The 20,126-nt window shown below is 66.8% G+C and carries 20 protein-coding genes and 1 tRNA gene; 12 read left to right on the top strand and 9 right to left on the bottom strand.

Annotated features, from left to right (window positions below; all coding sequences use genetic code 11):
* Positions 1-2: 2 nt before the first annotated feature.
* Positions 3-167, bottom strand: a complete 165-nt coding sequence (locus ACYVF4_RS03875) for a hypothetical protein (RefSeq protein WP_460719904.1) — start codon at positions 165-167, stop codon at positions 3-5.
* Between the two features lie 244 nt (positions 168-411).
* On the opposite strand from ACYVF4_RS03875, the gene ACYVF4_RS03870 reads away from it, so the two are divergent.
* Positions 412-993, top strand: coding sequence for a hypothetical protein (locus ACYVF4_RS03870; protein WP_460719902.1), 582 nt, complete (start codon positions 412-414; stop codon positions 991-993).
* 86 nt (positions 994-1,079) lie between these two features.
* Here the strand turns inward: ACYVF4_RS03870 and ACYVF4_RS03865 are convergent, their stop codons facing one another.
* Positions 1,080-1,541, bottom strand: a complete 462-nt coding sequence (locus ACYVF4_RS03865; protein WP_460719900.1) for an Lrp/AsnC family transcriptional regulator — start codon at positions 1,539-1,541, stop codon at positions 1,080-1,082.
* 97 nt (positions 1,542-1,638) lie between these two features.
* On the opposite strand from ACYVF4_RS03865, the gene ACYVF4_RS03860 reads away from it, so the two are divergent.
* The gene (locus tag ACYVF4_RS03860) at positions 1,639-2,262 is read left to right on the top strand and encodes a LysE family translocator (protein WP_460719898.1); all 624 of its coding nucleotides are present in this window, start codon (positions 1,639-1,641) and stop codon (positions 2,260-2,262) included.
* A 23-nt stretch (positions 2,263-2,285) separates the two neighbouring features.
* Here ACYVF4_RS03860 and ACYVF4_RS03855 read toward each other — a convergent pair whose 3' ends face one another.
* Entirely contained in the window at positions 2,286-3,068 is a 783-nt protein-coding gene (locus ACYVF4_RS03855) for a DUF2332 family protein (RefSeq protein ID WP_460719896.1), read from the bottom strand.
* Between the two features lie 371 nt (positions 3,069-3,439).
* Between ACYVF4_RS03855 and dinB the strand changes: the two genes are divergently transcribed.
* The 3 genes from dinB to ACYVF4_RS03840 all read left to right on the top strand — a co-directional run bounded on the left by dinB (position 3,440) and on the right by ACYVF4_RS03840 (position 5,406).
* Entirely contained in the window at positions 3,440-4,636 is a 1,197-nt protein-coding gene (dinB, locus tag ACYVF4_RS03850; protein ID WP_460719894.1) for a DNA polymerase IV, read from the top strand.
* Positions 4,637-4,768: 132 nt separating this feature from the next.
* A complete protein-coding gene (locus tag ACYVF4_RS03845) occupies positions 4,769-4,933 on the top strand; it encodes a hypothetical protein (protein ID WP_460719893.1) in 165 nt (54 codons plus the stop codon).
* Between the two features lie 167 nt (positions 4,934-5,100).
* Positions 5,101-5,406: a helix-turn-helix domain-containing protein gene (locus ACYVF4_RS03840; protein ID WP_460719891.1), complete on the top strand. Its 306-nt coding sequence runs from the start codon at positions 5,101-5,103 to the stop codon at positions 5,404-5,406.
* Positions 5,407-5,444: 38 nt separating this feature from the next.
* On the opposite strand, the gene ACYVF4_RS03835 is transcribed toward ACYVF4_RS03840, so the two are convergent.
* The 4 genes from ACYVF4_RS03835 to speB all read right to left on the bottom strand — a co-directional run bounded on the left by ACYVF4_RS03835 (position 5,445) and on the right by speB (position 8,936).
* The gene (locus ACYVF4_RS03835; RefSeq protein WP_460719889.1) at positions 5,445-6,080 is read right to left on the bottom strand and encodes a cyclase family protein; all 636 of its coding nucleotides are present in this window, start codon (positions 6,078-6,080) and stop codon (positions 5,445-5,447) included.
* Between the two features lie 6 nt (positions 6,081-6,086).
* Positions 6,087-7,475: a purine-cytosine permease family protein gene (locus tag ACYVF4_RS03830; protein WP_460719887.1), complete on the bottom strand. Its 1,389-nt coding sequence runs from the start codon at positions 7,473-7,475 to the stop codon at positions 6,087-6,089.
* Positions 7,476-7,547: 72 nt separating this feature from the next.
* Positions 7,548-7,937, bottom strand: coding sequence for a YybH family protein (locus ACYVF4_RS03825; RefSeq protein WP_460719885.1), 390 nt, complete (start codon positions 7,935-7,937; stop codon positions 7,548-7,550).
* 33 nt (positions 7,938-7,970) lie between these two features.
* Positions 7,971-8,936: an agmatinase gene (speB, locus tag ACYVF4_RS03820; RefSeq protein WP_460719883.1), complete on the bottom strand. Its 966-nt coding sequence runs from the start codon at positions 8,934-8,936 to the stop codon at positions 7,971-7,973.
* 91 nt (positions 8,937-9,027) lie between these two features.
* On the opposite strand from speB, the gene ACYVF4_RS03815 reads away from it, so the two are divergent.
* Entirely contained in the window at positions 9,028-9,612 is a 585-nt protein-coding gene (locus tag ACYVF4_RS03815; protein WP_460719881.1) for a helix-turn-helix domain-containing protein, read from the top strand.
* Positions 9,613-9,681: 69 nt separating this feature from the next.
* Here ACYVF4_RS03815 and ACYVF4_RS03810 read toward each other — a convergent pair whose 3' ends face one another.
* On the bottom strand, positions 9,682-10,044 hold the full coding sequence (locus tag ACYVF4_RS03810) for a hypothetical protein (RefSeq protein WP_460719879.1): 363 nt from the start codon (positions 10,042-10,044) through the stop codon (positions 9,682-9,684).
* 155 nt (positions 10,045-10,199) lie between these two features.
* Between ACYVF4_RS03810 and ACYVF4_RS03805 the strand changes: the two genes are divergently transcribed.
* Positions 10,200-10,514 carry a TraR/DksA family transcriptional regulator gene (locus ACYVF4_RS03805; protein ID WP_460719877.1) on the top strand — a complete coding sequence of 105 codons (315 nt, stop codon included), beginning with the start codon at positions 10,200-10,202 and terminating at the stop codon, positions 10,512-10,514.
* 348 nt (positions 10,515-10,862) lie between these two features.
* Positions 10,863-10,934 (top strand) — tRNA-Arg (locus ACYVF4_RS03800).
* 210 nt (positions 10,935-11,144) lie between these two features.
* Here ACYVF4_RS03800 and ACYVF4_RS03795 read toward each other — a convergent pair.
* A complete protein-coding gene (locus ACYVF4_RS03795; RefSeq protein WP_460719875.1) occupies positions 11,145-12,281 on the bottom strand; it encodes a tyrosine-type recombinase/integrase in 1,137 nt (378 codons plus the stop codon).
* Between the two features lie 509 nt (positions 12,282-12,790).
* Here ACYVF4_RS03795 and ACYVF4_RS03790 point away from each other — a divergent pair.
* The 4 genes from ACYVF4_RS03790 to ACYVF4_RS03775 all read left to right on the top strand — a co-directional run bounded on the left by ACYVF4_RS03790 (position 12,791) and on the right by ACYVF4_RS03775 (position 20,072).
* Positions 12,791-14,953: a GmrSD restriction endonuclease domain-containing protein gene (locus ACYVF4_RS03790; protein WP_460719873.1), complete on the top strand. Its 2,163-nt coding sequence runs from the start codon at positions 12,791-12,793 to the stop codon at positions 14,951-14,953.
* Positions 14,954-16,321: 1,368 nt separating this feature from the next.
* Complete coding sequence (locus ACYVF4_RS03785; protein ID WP_460719871.1) at positions 16,322-17,335, top strand: hypothetical protein; 1,014 nt, start codon at positions 16,322-16,324, stop codon at positions 17,333-17,335.
* A complete protein-coding gene (locus ACYVF4_RS03780) occupies positions 17,332-18,234 on the top strand; it encodes a hypothetical protein (protein ID WP_460719869.1) in 903 nt (300 codons plus the stop codon). The genes ACYVF4_RS03785 and ACYVF4_RS03780 overlap by 4 nt, the downstream gene beginning before the upstream one ends.
* Positions 18,231-20,072 carry an AAA family ATPase gene (locus ACYVF4_RS03775; RefSeq protein WP_460719867.1) on the top strand — a complete coding sequence of 614 codons (1,842 nt, stop codon included), beginning with the start codon at positions 18,231-18,233 and terminating at the stop codon, positions 20,070-20,072. The genes ACYVF4_RS03780 and ACYVF4_RS03775 overlap by 4 nt, the downstream gene beginning before the upstream one ends.
* Positions 20,073-20,126: the final 54 nt, after the last annotated feature.

The following is a 20,126-nucleotide window of genomic DNA, read 5'->3' as shown; positions in this document are numbered from 1 at the left end:
GGCTACTGCTCGGTGTGCCCCATCGTCACGAAGACGAGGGCCTCGAATTCTAGCCGGGCCGCCTCGCGAGGGACCACCGCGCCGTAGCGCCGGATCGCGATGGACTGCTCCGGGTCCCTCGCCCGGCGGCGGCACGCCGACAGGCTGAGCGCCACGCGTGCAGCCACGTCCGACACCGCCCGCAGCATGCCCCTAGCACTCGCGCCGCAGCCCGCGTCATCATGAGGCATGGACGACGTCGTTCTCGCCGTGATCGGTCTTCTGGCGACGATCGCCGTCCCTATCGCGATCCACCGCGCGACCCATCCGAAGCGCCGGTTGTCGTACTTCCTCGGCGTCCGTCCCCTGCATCCGCTACCCGCTGGGTCCGCCCCGCGGGCACAGGGAATCGCTGCGCCACCCGGATGGCCCATGCAGGTGTCCCTGCAGATGTGGTCCAGCGGTCGTGCCGATGTGTCGACCCGGAACTTCGACGGTGACCGGCCCATCGTGTTCCAGTTCGGGTCACCCATCCTCGAAGTTCTCGCTGTCGACGACGAGCCCGTGTACCTCGGCGCCTTCGAGCGGGAGGGTGAGAATCGGCTCCTGTTCCGGCCGGCGCCCATCGGCGGACGACGGGTCTTCGCGGCGGACCTGGTGATCGCGGAACCGGTGTCCTTCCGCGTTCGTCATCCTCTGATCGATGTCGAGATGACAGAATCCCGGGTGCCTTTCCAGGGTGCGAGGACGACCGGCGGCATCCGGCATCTCGCGACCAACGGCATGTTCTGGGGAGTGTTGCAGCTCGTGCTGAGCTTCGTCGCGATGATTGTGGCGTTCCCCGTCATGGAAGTGACCCCGACGTGGGGCACGGCTCTGGTGCTGACCTACACGGTGCTCTTCGTCAGTGGCGCCCTGACGATCATCGTCTCGGCGATCGTCAGACTGGCGAGGTGGTTGAGCGCTCGCGCGAGGCAGAAACGGCAGGGGACGACGTCGGCGTCATCCGGCTGACGGCGCTGAAGGTCGCTGTCGCCCGCTCGCCACCGCCACCGCGACCAGACGCCGCGACGAGTCCGGTCAACCAGCTCTTCAACCCCTCACCCCGCGTCGACGGGCACCAGTTCGTCCACGCCGATCCGCTTCATGACGAGCGTGGACGTGAGGCGCTGCACGCCCGGCAGCGCGCTCAGTTGCGTGTCGTACAGCTGCTGGTAGGTGGTGATGTCGGTGCTCAGCACCCGCAGGATGTAGTCCGGCTCGCCGAACAGGCGCTGCGCGGTGACGATGTTCGGCATTGCTTCGACCGCCTTCTCGAAGGCGGCGATCGTCTCGAGGCCGGTGTGCCCCATCGTCACGAACACGAGCGCCTCGAAGTCCAGCCCGACCGCCTCGGGTGAGATCACCGCGCGGTAGCGCTGGATCGCCCCGGACTGCTCGAGATCCTTCACCCGGCGGTGGCACGCTGACAGGCTGAGCCCCACGCGCGAGGCCAGGTCGGTCGTGCTCATCCGGCCGTCCTCCTGCAGGAGCGCAAGGATTGTGCGATTGAGGGCGTCCATGCGCCACATTATTCCGCACGAGGGCGGCGAGGGTTCGAAAGTGCGAAGCACATTTCGCGCGAATCCCCGTAGATTCACCGCGTCGAAGGGAATCCGCATGGATGTGACGCTGGCGGGCCAGTTCTGGGTGGTCGCGGCGCTGCTCGCCCTCACCCCCGGCGCCGACTGGGCGTACGCGATCGCCGCCGGTCTGCGCGCGCGATCGGTCTTCCCCTCGATCGCCGGGATGCTGGCCGGCTACGCCATCGTCGTCAGCGCCGTCGCCGTCGGTGCGGGCGCCCTGGTCACGAAGTTTCCGGTCGCGCTGACGGTGCTCACCTTCGCCGGCGCCGCCTACCTGCTGTATCTGGGACTCACCACTCTCTTCACCCCGGCCGCTCAGGTCGAGGCCGGCGAACGCCCGGTCGGCGGCAGCCCGCTCGGGCAGTTCCTGCGCGGAGCGGGCGTCAGCGGCATCAACCCCAAAGGCCTGCTGCTGCTGCTCGCCCTGCTGCCGCAGTTCGCGAGCCCGGACGGCTGGCCCGCCTCGGCGCAGATGCTCGTCCTCGGCGGGCTGCACCTGTTCAACTGCGCCGTGGTCTACTCGGTCGTCGGCGTCCTCGCCCGCCGCGTCCTGCCGGCTCGCCCGACCGCGACGGTCGTGGTCACCAAGCTCGCCGGCGTCGCCATGACCCTCATCGGCACGGCGCTCATCGCCGGGCGCATCCTCGAGATCGCGTAAACCCGGCCGTCGGCCCCGCCGCCTCACAGCCGCGCTCTCTCGCACCCACCCCGCCCCCTCACGCCCCCCCGGTACCTCTGCCCGTGCGGTCCCGCGAGCCCCACCGCGCGCCCGTTCACGGCGACGATGCTCGAGCCGGTCGGGTCCACGCTCAGCTGCGCGTCGACCTCGGGCAGCACGCCCGGACCCTCGTTGCTGATCCAGGTGACCTCGGGATGCGCCGCCATCAGCTCCGCGAACGCCCGCCGCTCCTCCGCGGGCAGGTAGTTGAGTACGGCATTGTGGAACACCACGACGTGCGCCCCGCGGGGCGCCTCGTCGATCAGCTTCGGGATGCCGTCCAGCAGATGCCCCCGAATCAGACGGGCCTTCTCGGCCGCCGCGATCGCCACGGCTTCGCGCAGCCGCTCGCGTCGGGCGTCGTGCTCCGGCCACACGAGGGTTTCGAGCCAGCGCACCGCACCGGCATCCGTCACGTCGATCGGGGAGAGGTCGACCCCCGCGCGCCACACCACGGTGGGCAGGCGCGACGGCAGGCTCGCCTCGTCGATCGCGCAGGGCAGCACGACGCGGCTGGGACCGGACGGGGGATCGAGCGCGATGACATCCGGCCGGCCGTCGACGCGGTAGCGGTAGCTGTAGCGGTCCGGATAGAGCACCAGCCCGGCGGACGCACCGGCCTCGATGAGCGCGAGCTCGCCCTGCAACCGGCCGAGCACCGGCAGCAGCACGGCGCAGCGCCCGGCCTCGTTCGTCTGCGTCGCACGCGCCCGGATGATCGGCTCGACCGCGCTCCACCGCGGCACCAGCCACGTGCGGAACTTCTCGTAGGATCCGACCGGCGCCCTCGCGAAGCGCGCGGCGGCGAACGAGGTTCGGCTGCCGCTTGATGCCCGGCAGCGCCCCGATCAGCTGCGACAGCTCGCCGTCGCGCGCGACACCCTCCGCCCACTCGGCATAGATCGCGGACTCGCCGGCGGCCTCGACGCGCGCGAATCGGCGGTACAGCTCGGCGACCGCGTCATCCATCCCTGCACGCTACCCGCAGCCTGCGACACCCGGCCGAACCCGCCCGCCTGACCCCGCCCGCCCGACCCCGCCCGCCCCCGCCCACCCACCCGACCCCGCCCGATGTCCGAAGCTCATGCGACGATCCGGTCAGCGAGAGGAGGCCGGCATGCGGGGCGAGGCGACCGTGCTGCACGCCGACCTCGACGCCTTCTACGCCTCGGTCGAACAGCGCGACGCGCCCGAGCTGAAGGGCCGCCCGGTCATCGTCGGCGGGGGAGTCGTCCTCGCCGCGAGCTACGAGGCGAAGGCCCGCGGTGTCCGCACGGCGATGGGTGGCCGGCAGGCACGCGAACTCTGCCCGGATGCCATCGTCGTGCCACCCCGCATGGAGGCGTACTCGCAAGCCAGCAAGCACGTCTTCGCGATCTTCCGCGACACGACCCCGCTCGTCGAGGGCCTCTCGATCGACGAGGCGTTCCTCGAGGTCGGAGGGCTCCGCCGCATCGCCGGCACCCCCGAGCAGATCGCCGTCGCCCTGCGCCGGCGGGTCCGCGCCGAGGCGGGACTCGCGATCTCGGTCGGCGTCGCGCGCACGAAGTTCCTCGCGAAGGTCGCCAGCGCCGTCAGCAAACCCGACGGGCTGCTCGTCGTCCAGCCCGAGGACGAGCAGCGGTTCCTGCATCCGCTGCCCGTCGAACGCCTCTGGGGCGTCGGCGCGAAGACCGCCGAGAAGCTCCACGGCCTCGGCATCCGCACCGTCGGCCAGCTCGCCGAGCTCGAAGAGGCCACCGCCGAGCGACTGCTCGGCCGGGCCGCCGGCGCGCACCTGCACGCCCTCGCGCGCCTGCGCGACCCGCGCCCGGTCGACACCACCCGTCGACGCGGCTCCATCGGATCGCAGCGCGCCCTCGGCACCCGCCCGCGCACCCCCGACGAGCTCGACGTCATCCTCACCCAGATCGTCGACCGCCTCGCGCGCCGCCTGCGCGACGGCGACCGCGTCTGCCGCACGGTCGTCCTGCGCCTGAGATTCGGCGACTTCGTCAAGGTCACGCGATCTCACAGCGTGCGGATGCCGACGGACCGGACGACCGTCCTGCTCGACGTCGCGCGGGCGCTGCTCGTCGCCGCCCAGCCCGAGATCACCGCGCGGGGCATCACCCTTATCGGCCTCTCGTTCACCGGACTCGGCCGGGTGGACAGCATCCAGCCCGAACTCCCGATCGACTGGGACGATGGCTCGCGCCTGGACACCGTGCTCGACAAGGTCCGCGACCGGTTCGGCTCCGCGTCCGTCGCGCGCGCCGCGCAGCTCGGCCGCGACCCCGGCTGGTCGACGCCGGTGCTGCCCGAGCACGAGTGACCGCGCAAACCCGCACGCCCGCGACCCCGCCCCGAACGGATCCCGCCCCGAACGGACCCTGCCCCGAACAGACCCCATGGCCCCGCCCGCCCAACCCGGTTACGCTTCCCCCAAGCCGTCGAGGGGAGCGCCATGACCACGCCGAGTGCACACGCGACGCCGCACGTGCCCGAGCCCGGCGAGCCGACGATCCCCGAGCTCGAAGTCGACGAGAACGTCGCCCCGCGACCTGAGGAAGAGGTCGCCGACGTCGCCCGCGCCGAGCCCGACACCGCCGACCACACGCACCCGCACTGAAGGTCCTGTGTAGGGGGGATTGCAGGTTAGACCCTGGCGATCATGCTTGTCGCGGGCGACAAGGCAGGCAACTGGAACCGCTGGTACAAGAAGAACATCCCTATAGCCGACGACCTGTTCGACGTACACGTGAAGAATCTGAGAGATGAGAAGGGAGAGTGAGTGCGATGGCTGCCTCGCCGGAGGACTTTGTCGCCGATCACCCCGTCGACCGTGAGCGCGTCGACGCATACAAGGCTCGGATGCTTTCCGAGGTTCGTGCTTACCGCCTACGTGAACTGCGTGAGCAGCGGGGTCTGACTCAGGCTGAGCTGGCTAAGCGCATCGGCGTCGGGCAACGGCAGGTATCGAAGATCGAGCACGGCGATCTTGACAATGCCCGCATCGGGACGATTCGGAAATACCTCGAAGCGGTCGGTGGTGATCTCGCCGTCGAATACGTGGCGGGTGATCGCCGTGTTCAGGTTGCCTGAGGTCTCGGGCACCACGCACCCGCACTAAACCCAGCACCTCAGTCCAGAAACGCGACCCCTCGCACCGGCGCGCCGTCGCCCTCGAGCCGCAGCGGGAAGAACCCCACCCGCAGCCGCGAAGGCAGCCCCTCGAGCCCGCGCACGTTCTCGACGATCAGCCCGTCGCCGCCGAGCACGACGTCGTGCACCGGGAATCCGCCGTCCGTTGCGGTCGCGTCCGGGCTCAGGGTGTCGACCGCGAGCACGCGCATGCCGCGCGCCCACAGCTCCCGCGCCGCCGCCGGATCCAGGAACGGATGCCGCAGCGCCCGGTCGGACCCGAACCACTGCGCCCACCCGGTGTCGATGATCACGATGGGCGGGACGACATCCGGGATGCCGTCGCCGGCGGCCACGGCGTCCCACCCGTACTGCTGCCCGTCGTCGAGGCCACCCACCCGGACCAGCAGCGCGTCGCCCACGAGTTCGTCGAGGGTGACGTCCGCCATGGTCCGCCCGCCGGCGACCGTGTGCGCGGGGGCGTCGACGTGGGTCCCGGTGTGCGAGCCCATGTCGATCCGCCCGACCGCCACGCCGTCGGCGGCCAGCGTCAGCGCGGGGCCGATCGCCACCGCGGGGTCACCCGGGTAGACGAGCATGCCGTCGCGTATCGGATGGCTGAGGTCTCGCAGCATCCGTCGTCACACCCTCGCGGAGCGGACGCGCGTGGGCTCGTCGGCGAGGTTTCCCACGAACGCCGGCGCCTTCGACCGGGTCGGCAGCGACACCAGCAGGTAGAGCATGAAGGTAATGACGAACGCCGGAGCGGTCGACCCGAACGGCAGCGGCCACACGTACGCCCACACGTAGGCGAGGGTCGCGCCGACGGCCCACGCGGCGATCGCGATCCAGTTGACGCCGCCGGTGTACCAGTAGCGGCCGCCGCGGGGCTTGAGGATGTCGTGGTCGTAGGATCCGCGCTTGACCAGGTAGTAGTCGACGATCATGATCGCGAAGATCGGCGCGAACAGCGCCCCGATCGTCACGAGGAACGTCGTGAACTGGTTCAGCAGACCGAAGAACGTCGACCCGATGATCGAGATGACGCCGAGCACGAGCGCCGTCGGCAAGAACTTCACGTGCTTGCCGGGCAGGGCGTTGACCACCGTGGTGACCATGCCGTAGACGACCATGGTGTTGGTGGCCATCACCGACAGGAAGATCGCGACGCCGAACACCCAGCCGAACGGCGCGATGATCGTCACCGGGTCGAAGGGGATCGCCTCGCCGCCGCTGAGGATCACGTAGCCCATCGCGGTGGCACCGAGCGACATCGAGATGACGGTCGACAGGGTGTAGCCGACGCCCGAGCCGACGACGCTCGCGCGGGCGTTGCGGGCCAGGCGGTTGAAGTCGGCCGAGAGCACCGTCCACGAGATGGCGGTGGCGAGCACCACGTCGAACACCAGGCCGGGGGAGTAGAAGGGCTCGGCGGTGGGGGTGATGGCCGAGAACTCGGCCGGGCTGTACGACACGAACGCGACGATGAAGATGTACGCGGCGATGGCGAGGATGACCGCGGCGAACCACGGCTCGACGCGGGCGACGCCGGCGTGGCCGAAGATCGCGAGGATCACCACGATCGTCTGGCACAGCACCGCGAAGATCACCGGGCTCGAGAAGCCGGTCAGGCTCGCGACGATGTAATCCAGCGCGATGCCGGCGAGCATCGCCTGCACCCAACTCCAGCCCATGAGGATGAGGACGTTCGCGGCGACCGGCAGCAGGCTGCCGCGGGTGCCGAAGGGTCCGCGGGTGAGCGCCATGGTCGGCAGGCCCGTCCGCTGCCCGATCGTGCCGACGGCGACGAGCACGGCGGCGCCGATGACGGTGCCCGCGACGATCAGCAGCAGCACGAGCCCGTAGGGCACGTCGGGGATGAACAGGGTGCCGGTCAGCAGGGTCGTCACGACCAGGTTCGCGGCCAGCCAGATCATCAGCAGGCGCCCGGTCGTGTAGGTGCCGCGGATGGGTCCGGCGTCGTCGGATTGGGCTTCGAGTCGCTGCTCGAGGCGGGTGTAGAGCGACATCGTCGTGCTCCTTCTATACGGGATGCGGGTGGTGCGGGATGCGGGTGAGTGCCGGTGCGTGGGAGGTCCGGGTCAGGTGAGGGGCGACAGGTGCTCGTGCACCGCGACCAGGTCGTCGCCGTCGACGGCGAACACGATGGTTTCGCGCTCGCGGTAGGACTCCGGGCCGTCGGCGGTGGCGACCGAGGTGTCGACGGTGTGGGTGAAGACGGCGGCGCCGTCGAACACCTGCACCTTGCGGTCGGACGACGTGCACGACGTGACGGACCAGCCGCTGTCGACCCACCCCTGCCACAGCCGCTCGTAGGCGGCGCGGTCGTCGAGGCGCGCGGGTTCGGTGTGAAAGACGAAGGTCGCGTCGGGGGCGAAGCCGGCGAAGTAGCGGCCGGTGTCGGTGGCCGCGAACGCGTCGACGATCGCGAGGGCCGCTCGTTCGACGGCTGCCGGGTCGGGGGTGGTCATGTGCTTCTCCTTCGAAGTGATGAGCGGATGCCGTTACCGCGGCGCCATCGCGCTCACGAGCTCGTAGACGACGTGGCTTGCCGCGACGGCGGTCAGCTGGGCGTGGTCGTACGCGGGGGCGACCTCGACGACGTCGGCGCCGACGATCCGCAGGTCTGTCAGGGCGCGCAGCATCCGCAGCAGTTCGCGGCTGGTGAGTCCGCCGGCCTCGGGGGTTCCGGTGCCGGGGGCGTGGGCGGGGTCGAGCACGTCGATGTCGATGGAGATGTAGAGCGGCTTGTCGCCGACGCGCGCGCGGATGCGCTCGACCGCCGCCTCGACGCCCTGCTCTTCGACGAACTCGCTCGAGACGATCGCGAACCCGAGCCGCTCGTCGTCCTCGAGGTCGCTCTTGGCATAGAGGGGGCCACGGATGCCGACGTGCATGCTGGCTGTCAGATCGATGAGTCCCTCTTCCGACGCCCGTCGGAACGGTGTGCCGTGGGTCGTCGGGGCGCCGAAGTAGGTGTCCCACGTGTCGAGGTGCGCGTCGAAGTGCAGGACGGCGACCGGCCCGTGCTCGGCGCTGACCGCTCGCAGCAGGGGGAGGGCGATCGTGTGGTCGCCGCCGATGACGACGAGCCGGTCGGCGCGGCCGCGCAGCGCGCGGGCGCCGGCTTCGATCTCGGACACGGCGGCGGCGATGTCGAACGGGTTGCCGATGAGGTCGCCGGCATCCGACACCTGCTGCGAGCCGAAGGGAAAGACGTCCTGCGCGGGGTTGTAGGGGCGCAGCAGGCGCGACGCCTCGCGCACGTGCGCCGGCCCGAAGCGGGCGCCCGGCCGGTAGCTGACGCCGCTGTCGAACGGAACGCCCACGATGGCGATGTCGGCGTGCCCGACCTCGTCCAGCCGCGGCAGGCGCGCGAACGTCGCGATGCCGGCGAAGCGCGGCACGACACTCGCGTCCACCGGCCCGACCGGAGTGCTGCCGGATCCGTTCACGTCATCGTGTTGCATATTTGACAACCTTCGGTACGTTATAAGCAACTGTACGAGCGAAGGTACGCGGGGTGGCCCGCGTCGTCAAGTGCAAGGTGAGAGGAACGACGTGCGCGCGATCCATCCGGATGCCGACCCGAACGCGACCCCGATCGGCGCACGTCTGCGCGCCGCGCGCACGCTGCAGGGCCTGTCGCTCGGCCAGCTCGCCGAGACGACGGGGCTGTCGAAGGGCTTTCTCAGCCGGGTCGAGCGCGACGAGACGTCGCCGAGTGTCGCCACCCTCGTGCAGCTGTGCCAGGTGCTGTCGCTGCCGGTCGGGGCGCTCTTCACCGAGCCCGAGATCCAGCACGTCGTGCTCGCCGACGCGCCTCGCATCAACCTCGGGGGAGTGCACGCCGACGAGCGGCTGCTGTCGCCGCGCAGCGAGAACCGCGTGCAGCTGCTGCGGTCCGAGCTGCAGCCCGACGCGCACGGCGGCTCGGACCTCTACACGATCAACTGCGACGTCGAGGTGCTGCACGTCATCGCCGGCCGCCTGACCGTCCGCTTCGCCGACCGCACCGTCGAGCTCTCGCCCGGCGACGCGCTCACCTTTCCGGGCCGCGAGCCCCACACATGGCAGGTCGCCGGGGGAGAACCGGCGACGGTGCTGTGGGTCATCGTCCCCGCGCCCTGGAGCGGCTCGGCGTGATCGTTGCGATGTGACGGATGCCGGCGGCCGGGCCCGCGGGCTCCTCGGCCAAGGAGCCCGCGTCGTTCGTCAGCCGGACGCGCCCTTGCGCGGCTTGATGAACGCTCGATTTTCCGCGCTCGCGCGCTTTTCGGCGCGCTTTTCTTTGAGCGTGGACTGCGCGACCTTTTTTCCGTCGCGCGCGGTAGGTGACTTTCTTGCCATGACGACTCGCTTCCCCTCGTTGGCTGGCGGGTGAACCCCTGACCATAGCCCGGTCCAGGGGAAAGTCAATTCGTGACGGAAAAGGCAGAGAAGTCTCGTCGACTTGCCTTTTCTGTAAAGCGGGCTATGGTGATGGCCATGTCCGAATTGGTCCGTCGTTTCCGCGTCGCGCGTCTTTTCGACGCGTCCGTGGTGACCGCTGCGGCCGACATCGCGGGTGCCCGACACGAGGTGCTCCCGCCCCGGCGCTACGTGATGGGTGGTGTCTTTCTGACCCCCACCTCACGCGCCGCGCCCCCGTGAACCGCTTCCTGTAGAAGCGGGACTTCACACCCACCCAGCGCGTCGCATCTGCGGCGCGTTTCTCTTTTTCCGGAGGAACCATGTCCATCACCACCCCCGACACCGACTCGCTCGCACAGGTGCAGCGGTCACTCGAGCGTCAGCTCGAGGAGCGACTTGCTGCGGCCGAAGCGCTGAAGCCCTACGCCCTTCCGGCGGTCGATCCGATCGCGTACCAGACAGCCCTCGCCCACCGCGCCGCGATCGAGCAGATCACCGCGGCGCTCAACCGCATCACGCGCGGCACCTACGGCTGGTGCACCCGCTGCGGCCGCCCGATCGCCCCGGCCCGGCTGGAGGCGCTGCCGTATGCGGCCGCCTGTATTGACTGTCAGAGCCATGCTGACGCCGCGTAACCGCAAGCCGTTCGCCATCCCGACGCTGCCGCCCCTCGGGGGAGTCCGCGAGGCGCAGAGCCGGCGCGCGATGGCAGCGGCTGCAAGCGCCCGGGCGTGGGCGCGAACGGGGGAACTGTTCCGACCCCGCGGAGAGCGTGGCATCGTGCACCGCCGGCTCGTTCAGAAGCCGCCGGGTGTGGCGTCGCCCTCGAGCTTGTCCTTCCGCGCTGCGGCGGGCGGTTTTCGCGGTACGACGGCGCGGTACCTGGCGTTCTCGTAGCTGCTGATCCGCGGTTGAGCGGGCCCCCACGATGAAGCGTTGGGTCGACGGGCGAAGCGTCGGCCGTCGGTAGACTGATGCCGCCGGCCTCTGTAGCTCAATGGAAGAGCAGCTCCGTCCTAAGGAGAGGGTTGGGGGTTCGAGTCCCTCCAGGGGCACCGGGCTTTTTCGCTTCTGACCAGGAATTTCTCTCCAGGCCGACCGAGTGAGCACCCGTTCTTGGCCGCTTTTTGGCCGCATTCTCGAACTCCGGGAGCAGATTCGAGGCGCCAACAACGCCCTTCGTGGAGCGTCGTTTGACGTCTCAGAGCGCCAAAATCGAGCGGCTCGGGCGCGATGTGCCTCGCTCGAAAACTGAGCAATGTGCTCTATGGCCGCTGCGGCCGGGCATAGCGGATCTGCGGACCCGCCGGCAGGGCGACGAGCGGCATAGCGTCATTCAGCCGCTGCGCGACGGCATCCAAATCGTCGTCGAAGAGATCGGCGTAGGTGTCGAGAGTCATCGCTGCCGAGGCATGCCCGAGCATCCGCTGCACGGCCTTCACATTCGCGCCCGAGCTGATCGCGAGCGATGCGGCGGTATGCCGGAGGTCGTGCGGCGTCAGCCGCGGAATCGACGGATCGACCGCCTGCGCGCGCTTCACCGCATTCGCGAACCAGCCTTGGCTGCCCGAGTTGCGCATGTGATTGACCCCGTCGCCGAAGAGCAGCCCTTCCGGACCCTTGCCTGCGCAGGCCTCCTCGATCATCGGAGCGAGCCGCGGCGGGTAAGGGACCGAGCGCCGCTCGTGCGTCTTGGGCGTGCCGACGTGGATCTCGTAGGCAATCATGACCGCGTTCTCCTCGATGACGAAGCGGCGACGTAGCCGGTTCACGCTGCGCACGCGCAATCCCGTCGCCTCGCCCCAGCGCAGGCCTGTGTACGCCAGCGTGAGGACCATCGTCGGATGCGCCGAGCACGCGGCCAGCGTCGCTACCTGGTCGTGCGAGAGGTAGACGCGGCGCTTGCCCGGACCGTTGCGAGGGAGGTTGCGAATGTGGCGAGCCGGGTTGTTCGTCAGGCGTCGATCGTCGATGGCGACATCGAGGATGCCGGCAAGGACTCCCAGTGCGCGAAGAACGACCGTGCGCGACTTCTGCGTTGCGAGCTCTGACACCCAATCCTGGACTTCGGATCGCCGGATCGACCAGATCTCCCTGTCTGCCCACATCGGAGCGACGTGATTTCGCCACGACTGCTCGAGTGTCGTGTAGTAAGACGGCTTCGACATCGGCGGCTGCTTCGAACGCAGCCAACTGTCGGCGAACATCCGCACCGGAACCCGCGAAGACGACGGGTCGATGTACTCGCCCTTCGACTTGGACAACGTGACCATGGAGAGATAGAGCTGCGCTTCACGCATCGTCGTGAAGCCGCGCTTCTGCGTCTCGGTGTGATCTGGCTTGCGATAGCGCACGCGGTAGCGGCGGCCCTTCGCCGTTTCGTACGGGGTGATGGTGCCCATCTCGACCTCCGCTCACGCCGGCTCGATGGTCAGTATCGGGCCAGTGTCGGACATCGAAACGACTGCGTCAACGTCGCTGAGACGGGATGCAGGGCAAGGCTGGCGAACGTCGCGAAGTGTCGTTGGTGGGGGAGTAGATCACCTCCCTCCGACGCCGAGAGTCTAGCGATCGCGCCCAGCTACCGTTCTCGCCGCTCACTCCTTGCAGACTCCGCGCTGGCGCGTCGCTTAGCAGCGTTCGTCGTCGAGCACTACGCCCGGCCCAATCGCTGACTTTGCTGGATGTCGAGGGAATGTCCCAGAGTGGAGTCGTGGCGGCTCGCCACGGCAGGTTCGAACGACTCCGGCCGACATGGGTCTTCACGCGCCTCGATCGATGACAGTTCGAGCTGGCGCCCACGACGGTTAGCCCTGATCTCAAGCGTCGTCAATCTCGATAGTCTGACCGAGCGCCGGTTGGCGCAAACATCTCCGCCTGACATCGCATCACTCTCAAAGGAGCCCCTCGAGTGAAGACCGAGGTCGTGAAGCCGCAGGACGTGTTCTACAACCCAACGCGGCTGATGGTCCCATTGTTTCAGCGCCCATACGTGTGGTCGCAGCAGGAGCAGTGGGAGCCGCTCTGGGAAGATATAGCTCGCCTGATCGACGTTATTGAGGGTCACAATCAGGATGCGACCCACTTTCTCGGCGCGATCGTGATCCAGCAGGTCCCCTCTCGGCTTGGTGCTTTGCCGACCTGGAACATCATCGATGGACAGCAGCGCCTGACCACTCTTCAGCTGCTGCTTGATGCTCTTCACGCGCAGTTGGAACGGCGTGGTTTAGGCGACTATGCAGACCAAATTCTCCCGCTCGTCGAGAATCCGAAGAGCTTTCGGAAGGCGGAAGAGGATCGCTTCAAGCTCTGGCCGACCAACCGCGACCGGGCATCGTTTGGCGCTGTCATGTCGGCACCGTCGCCGATCTCCTATTCCACGCTTCCGGCATCCCGTCTGCGCGACGCCCACCACTACTTCTCCGAGGCGATCGATATGTGGCTCGGGCAAGATGACGCCGAGCAGAAAGCATCGCTTCTGGTTGGTGCCGTCACCGGCCGGCTGGAAATTGCTAGCATCCGCCTGGATTCCAATGAGGACGCTCAGGCGATCTTCGAGACCCTGAACGCGCGCGGCACACCCTTATCGGCCGCCGACCTCATCAAGAACTTCATCTTCCAGCAGGTCGACGCTGCCGGGGCCGAAAGGGATTACCTCGCCTATTGGGCCGACTTCGAGACACCTTGGTGGGAGACCGAGGTCACGTCGGGTCGCATCAAGAACCCGCGGGCTTCGCTGTTCCTCTGGCAATGGCTCACCGCGCGCACGCTGACAGACTTCCCCATTCGCGAGGTTTTCACTCAGTTCAAGCATTACGTCAACACGGTCGAGAAGGACGTGGCAGCGCTCCTTCCGCAGATCAAGATGGCCGCGGATAGGTACCGAGCGATCATCGAGGGGTCCGAGAATCCGAATGGCCCTCTCGATCGGGCGCAGCTTTTCAGCTATCGCGTCGGAACACTCGATTCGGAGATCAGCCGTCCACTCTTGATCTGGCTGGATGAGCCAGAACAGGCTGACGTTTCGGATGCGGACCGCTCGCGCATCCTCGAGCTCCTCGAGAGCTGGTTCGTACGTCGAGCGCTCGTCAAGGCGCCCTCGCAGGGATCCAATAGGTTCCTCGTCGACATGCTGCGGCTGATCAGCCGTCGACCCAAGAACCAACTCGCTGACGCTGTCGAGCATTTTCTTGTTTCGAACCACACCGCAGTCGGGTACTGGCCGGGTGATGACGAGGTGCGAGTGGCGCTCTCTGATGCGAACATCTACGGCCAATATCGGCGCAGTCGAGTGCGAATGGTCTTGGAGGCGCTAGAAGACGCCAAGCGTGGCTTCCCCGGCGCCAACCCGCTCGCGATGGGGCCGATCGTCCGCAACAAGGCGACCATCGAGCATCTCATGCCACAGAAGTGGCGAGCCCATTGGGCAGCCGAGCTGAGTGAGGACGAAGAGCGCGACCGTGACCGGCGAGTGCAGCAACTTGGCAATCTTACGATCGTCACTCAGGCCCTCAACAGTCGTGTCTCGAACGGAGCGTGGGAGCAAAAGCGTGCCCACTTCTTAGCATCGGATGACGTGCTCATCACGAAGCAAGCGTTGGCGCTAGCAGCTGACCGCGCGTGGGACGAGCGGGCGATCGCTGCGCGTACCAAGCAGATGATTGAGCAGATCCTCACGGTGTGGCCAGCGCCGCCCGGCCACGTGGGAATGGAGGTCCCGCCCCCGCCGCCCGTCACACGGGCAAGCGTCGATATCGCACAGCTCGTGGATGCTGGGTGGTTGACGACCGGAACTGAGCTCGTCCCCCGACAGCAGGCCCGCGCTGGAATGACCGCCGTGGTATCGAAGGACGGGCGTCTGCACATCGGCGACACGGCGTACGACACGCCCTCGGCTGCCGCCGGAGTCGCCTATTCAGGTAAGGGTGCCGTCAACGGGTGGTGGTTCTGGGGTATTGCGGGCACAGATCGTCGACTGACGGACGTGCGTGCTGACTACCTAGCGAGCCTCGGGGACGACGAGGAGAATCCGGACATCGACGAGATCGTTGGGGACGCCGATGAGCGTCCGTGATGGAGGCCAAGACGGAAAGCTGGCGCGCCCAGGCGTGACCTAAAGATTGGAGACTGATGGCACGAGTAGAGCGAATCGAACCGGGCGATCTCGCCTCGCGCGTGCATCCCACTCGAGTTGTATGCTCAGCCCAACTTGTCGACGATGGAGAGGGCTCCTATCTGGTGCAGCTCGCATCATTTGGGTCGACCGACTCGGTATCGAATGGAAAACGTCACGTCACGCAGACCTACCAGTTCGACCGAGAGACCGCTCGGGAGCTCGTGCACTATTTCGTTCGCGCCTTCGGAGATGAAGTCTTCCGCTCGAAGCGTTGATCGGGTCGCCGCCAATGCTTTCTAGGGGTGCGAGACCAAGGCGTCTGTCGACCATTCGGATCGATGCCCGATCAAGTCGCCAGCGGCGAAGGACACGTCTCTCGGCTTGGGAAACTTCGTGAGACGCAGTCAGCTCGCGTCAAACCCAAAGGAGAGAGCCGCATCATCGCCTGGCTTAGGGAGGATGAAGATCCGCGGGGCGCAGTGCGCGGCGCGAGCCCGGACAGTGCCGGCGGGATGGGCCGCCAAGTGCCAGCGCGTTCGCCAATGATCTGGCTCTCCGCTCGGTAGCGTTATTGGTGAGCATCGCAAGGCGGCGTCGTGGGTGTGACGTCTGGCCGCTGGGGGATATCGGCGACAAGACCTCGCCGCCCCGCGGTGTCGCCTGCTATACCCTGGAGGACTTTCGCGTGAAAGACCGAGCAGCGGAGCAGATTGGGGGCCGGCGCGCATGGGCACTTCCAGGTCGGACCGGTGGGCGGCGATGTGCTGGAGGGGCGGCACGCGAACGACACGGTTCCGTCGAGCCATTGGCATGGCAACAGGCAGGAGCGGCCCGCCCACGCCGTGCTCTTCAAGCCCTGCATCACGCCAAACGTCGCGGACTGGCTAATCTGATCGCAGTCGCATCGGCGCAGGACGGCCGAGCTCTGCTTCGGTGACGGGGGATAACAGTGGGGATCGGTCTCGCGGACCTTGCGGCACTTCTCAACATGGGGCCGCCAGAGGGCGAAGCTTGGTTCGAGCAGGCAGAGAAGATTGTCGGGTTCGCGCCGCAGAAGCCCAACGACAAGCGACCTGTCATCCTCCGCCACTGGCCAGGTTCGGGCGCGATCGCGTACGTCTTCGCCCGCACGTCGAAGAACTACCGCGTGGAGGTTCCCAACCCCGCGCATAGTCACCGGCACGACTGGCCGAGATGCTGGCTCAGTGAGGACGGCAACATCGTTGTCTCTCGACCTCTCCCGGTTCCGAAGGACGCCCTCGATGAGTCGCACCGGCTATGCAACGAGGACGATCAGAGCACTGTCGACGCAGTCAAGACGGCGCGATGGCAGACGAAGTAGTCCTCGGTGATCCCCAGGCTGATCTCGACGAGGAGGTCGACCCTGGCGATGTGAGTTCCGGCGATCTCCGCGCGCTGATCGAGGAACACGAGCGTGACGGTATCGGTCCGCTCTGGCTCAAAGAGATCCAGACCGCGGCCCCCCGCCTTGCTCGTCGCTACAGCCCTTCCATCTACGCGCGCTCCGCATCCTGGGACAACGACGCCATCGACGACCTCATTCAGGATGTCGTAGAACGCATGCTGGCCAAAGGTCAGGCCGACTACATCTGCGACGTGGCGAACGACTTCGGCCATGCCCGCGCCCTGATTTACCGCCAAGTGAGAATGACCCTGATCGACCGTCGCCAACGGACTGCAGTCGACAACCTTTTCGACCGTGCTCTCGAAGTCCTCAGCGCGCCGCCGTTTGAGCAGGTCGGAAAGAAGCCACGGTCCTGGCGTCTTGCCGGCTCGACGGCGGAGGCCTCGCCGTACTCGCGGCGACTCACCGCGTCGCTTGCGGCGCTGCCGCGGCTTCCTGGCAACGGAACGGAGCGTGCTAGCGCGATCTGGACGACAGAGACGCTTTCAGGCGCACTGAGCCTCGTTTGCACAGCCGTTGGCGAGGTCGAGGAACTCGATCTCAGGAAAATTCTTGACGAGTCGTTGACAGTCTTCTCAACAGCAGAGTTTGTTACCGATGACGCCGGGACTCAAGACCGGTCCGGCGAACTCGACCCAAGCGATCTGACAATGGCAAACGAAATCACTGAACGACTGATCACGACGCTGACCCACGAGGAAGCCACGCTGCTCGCGGGCAAGTGGGTCGGAGACTCTGACGGTGACATCGCACGCCGCCTCGGCGTGAGCCGTCCCACAGCAGCGAAGTACAAGGAGTCCGCATACTCCAAGGTTCGCGACGAACTCACCTCGCAGAGTGAGGAGGTCGTTGGGTATGTGTTCGGACGTCTTCAGACACTCGTGATCATCAAGGCAGGAGGAGGTGCAGCATGAACGGCATCGAGATCGGCGGCATCTACCGCGCAGTGGCGATGGACCGCGATACGCCGTCCGCATTGGTCCTTGTTACTGACTTCGACGACGCGACCCAGTCGCTAACGGTGACGCTCTTGAGCCCCGACATCGAATTCGGCTCGAGCACGGACCTCCTCCTCTCGGGAAACGAGATCGGCCGCACATACGACCTCCTCGCCGAGTCCGACATCTTCGGCTACGCCTGGGTCGTTCAACTTGATCGCCGTGTTGGCCGGGTGGAACCAAGCTTGCTGACGACGCTCATCGCGCTTCGCGCCGAAGAAGCCATCGATCGCCCGGTTGCTGGCCCGCCCGTAATCGGGCGCGGCGACCCTCGCTGGAACTTCAAGCTCGAGGAACTGAAACGTCTGCAACGGCTCACTGCAGACTGCACCCGAGAACTTATCGACGGCGAGCCGGTTACATCTATCGACCCGAGCGCGCTCCGGGCCCCCTCGACAGACACGGAGATTGCCGCATTCGAGGAGTTCGTGGTTGAAGTGGTCGAACGTGTGGAGCGCGGCACAGCGCGAGTTCCCGGATGGTTGGTTGACATTGCCCTGGACGCCAACCTCGTGGCCGCCTATCGGTCGGTGGGCCTCTACAATTCACTCCGACTGCTCTGGAAGCTGGCCGACACAACCGACGAACCAGCTGCGCCCCTCCCCTCCCATCCTCGTCTCGAACACTTGCATAAGCTCCAGGTAGAGGCGACAGCAGCCTCCGGACATTCCGCGCTTTGGCTCCTCGGACGATCCACCGATGTCAGGGGCCCGATCGAGGCGCGCGCCGCTCGCACGCGCGACGGACGCCTCATTCAAGTAAGCCTTGTCTCCGCCAGTGTGCGCGTCACCCAGCACCGAGAGGTCTACTCATGAGTAATCCACTTATCGAGCGCCGCGTTTTCGCCACGCGACGAGGTATCACCCTTCGCCGCTGGCGTTTGCAGAACTTCAAGTCCGTGCGCAACGCCGAGGTTGAGCTTCGCCCGCTGACCGTGATCGTCGGTGCGAACAGCGCCGGCAAGAGCACGCTTCTCCAGAGTATTCGAGCTGCGAGTCAGGCATCCGGGTCCACTGGGTACCTGTACCCGCTCAATGGCCGTGGCGTCCGCCTCGGCACGGTCTCTGAGGTGAAGTATCGGGGACCCGGAAGCGACGATGAGCCGCTGATCCTTGGCGCCGACTTCGAGATTCAGGCGCCACGGGGCATGTACCGGGATAGCAGACCTCCGACGGCTGCGCAGCAAGCGCCAGTGCTTGCGACACTGTCGTGGGAGGTCAAACTCGGCGAGTCGTCCCAGCAGAAGGGAATCGCCAAGATCGAACGTCTGAACGTCGACCTGAAACCCGAGGACCGTGGCACGCTGCCGAGGACTGGCCCACGTCTGGACCGGGCTTGGGTGCTCGCAATCGCCGACGACGACGCCGAGAGCCTCATTCCACTTGATGACGACGATGACACGGTTTCGATCCCGCACTACTTCACGGGACAATTCTCCGGGGCTAACGGGAATCTGCTTGAGATCGTGGACATCCTGGTTACGGGCGGCTTCCCGCAGGACGCGTCAGTGATGCGCCCGAGGGCCGAGGTTCTCTTCGAGACGTGGCGCGACATGCTCCTGCGGCGTTCCATTCACGAGCGGGAGGAGATCGAGCACGACCTCTTCTCCGTGGTCGACGCGATCGAGGAAGTCAGTCGTGACCTCCTTAGCATTCATGCGTCCGCGAGCAAGGCCAAAATCGAGTACTCCGACGCCGTTCGCTTCGAACTCAGTTCAAAGGCTCCAGAGACGCGCTCCAAGATCGACCTAAACATTGCGTCCTCCGAGACCTTCAGTGATTCCATCGTGAGCGAACTCACCAAGAGCGGGGTCACCGGAGAAGTCCCCTTCCCTCACCGCCTGGACGACCTCGGTAGGGCGTCGAATCTCGCGTCCTCGTTCCTCGAGGCAGGGATTCGGTACCTGGGGCCGCTCCGCGAAGAACCCCGTGCTGCCTACCCCGACTCGCCCGAGGGCGACGACACTTATGTCGGCTCGAAGGGTGAGTTCACCGCCTCCGTGCTCCAACGGCACGGCGACCGGAAGGTCGGTGTCCCAACGCCTGATGACGACGGCGTTATCAAGACACCGCGCCGCCCGATCCAACTTATGACGGCGGTGAGCCGCTGGGCCAAGTTCCTCGACATTGGCGAGAGCTTCTCCGTCTCCGACCAGGGTCGATTTGGCATCCAGATGCAGGTGCGACAGGCAGACGTGCAAGGTGACCTCGATCTGACCAGCGTCGGGACTGGTGTCAGTCAGCTGTTGCCGGTCATCGTCATGTGTGTTCAGGCCCCTGTCGGCTCTCTTCTTCTCATCGAGCAGCCTGAGCTGCACCTTAACCCCAAGGTGCAGCAGCGTTTGGCTGACTTCCTGCTGGCGATTGCGGAGAGCGGACGGCACCTGATCGTCGAGACACATAGCGAGTACCTGATCTCGCGGCTGCGGCGGCGCGTCGCCGAAGACGAGAAGGACAACCTGCAGGACACGATTGGGATCTACTTCGCCAAGCGTGTCAACGGGGCGACCACCTACGACCTCGTCCAGCAGAATGAGTATGGCGGCATCGAGGAGTGGCCCGAGAACTTCTTCGACCAGGCAACCGAGGAGGAGCACGCGATCCTCTCTGCGGCAGTCAAGAAGCGCCGCGCCAAGGCCGCGAAGATCGAGTAGGCGCCGCTCTTTACACCGACCCCGCCAAGCCGGATTGGTCTTGGTGTTGGGCCG

This window comes from Microbacterium aureliae (genome assembly GCF_054780155.1).
The sequence above is the reverse complement of the archived record's forward strand: the minus strand, read 5'-3'. Positions and strand labels throughout refer to the sequence as shown.

Excerpts from the sequence above, each read along its gene's own strand:
- ACYVF4_RS03870 (WP_460719902.1), top strand. The coding sequence starts at position 412 with ATGCAGGTGTCCCTGCAGATGTGGTCCAGCGGTCGTGCCGATGTGTCG.
- ACYVF4_RS03865 (WP_460719900.1), bottom strand. The coding sequence starts at position 1,541 with ATGGACGCCCTCAATCGCACAATCCTTGCGCTCCTGCAGGAGGACGGC.
- ACYVF4_RS03860 (WP_460719898.1), top strand. The coding sequence starts at position 1,639 with ATGGATGTGACGCTGGCGGGCCAGTTCTGGGTGGTCGCGGCGCTGCTC.
- dinB (WP_460719894.1), top strand. The coding sequence starts at position 3,440 with ATGCGGGGCGAGGCGACCGTGCTGCACGCCGACCTCGACGCCTTCTAC.
- ACYVF4_RS03845 (WP_460719893.1), top strand. The coding sequence starts at position 4,769 with ATGACCACGCCGAGTGCACACGCGACGCCGCACGTGCCCGAGCCCGGC.
- ACYVF4_RS03840 (WP_460719891.1), top strand. The coding sequence starts at position 5,101 with ATGGCTGCCTCGCCGGAGGACTTTGTCGCCGATCACCCCGTCGACCGT.
- ACYVF4_RS03835 (WP_460719889.1), bottom strand. The coding sequence starts at position 6,080 with ATGCTGCGAGACCTCAGCCATCCGATACGCGACGGCATGCTCGTCTAC.
- ACYVF4_RS03830 (WP_460719887.1), bottom strand. The coding sequence starts at position 7,475 with ATGTCGCTCTACACCCGCCTCGAGCAGCGACTCGAAGCCCAATCCGAC.
- ACYVF4_RS03825 (WP_460719885.1), bottom strand. The coding sequence starts at position 7,937 with ATGACCACCCCCGACCCGGCAGCCGTCGAACGAGCGGCCCTCGCGATC.
- speB (WP_460719883.1), bottom strand. The coding sequence starts at position 8,936 with ATGCAACACGATGACGTGAACGGATCCGGCAGCACTCCGGTCGGGCCG.
- ACYVF4_RS03805 (WP_460719877.1), top strand. The coding sequence starts at position 10,200 with ATGTCCATCACCACCCCCGACACCGACTCGCTCGCACAGGTGCAGCGG.
- ACYVF4_RS03795 (WP_460719875.1), bottom strand. The coding sequence starts at position 12,281 with ATGGGCACCATCACCCCGTACGAAACGGCGAAGGGCCGCCGCTACCGC.
- ACYVF4_RS03785 (WP_460719871.1), top strand. The coding sequence starts at position 16,322 with ATGGCAGACGAAGTAGTCCTCGGTGATCCCCAGGCTGATCTCGACGAG.
- ACYVF4_RS03780 (WP_460719869.1), top strand. The coding sequence starts at position 17,332 with ATGAACGGCATCGAGATCGGCGGCATCTACCGCGCAGTGGCGATGGAC.
- ACYVF4_RS03775 (WP_460719867.1), top strand. The coding sequence starts at position 18,231 with ATGAGTAATCCACTTATCGAGCGCCGCGTTTTCGCCACGCGACGAGGT.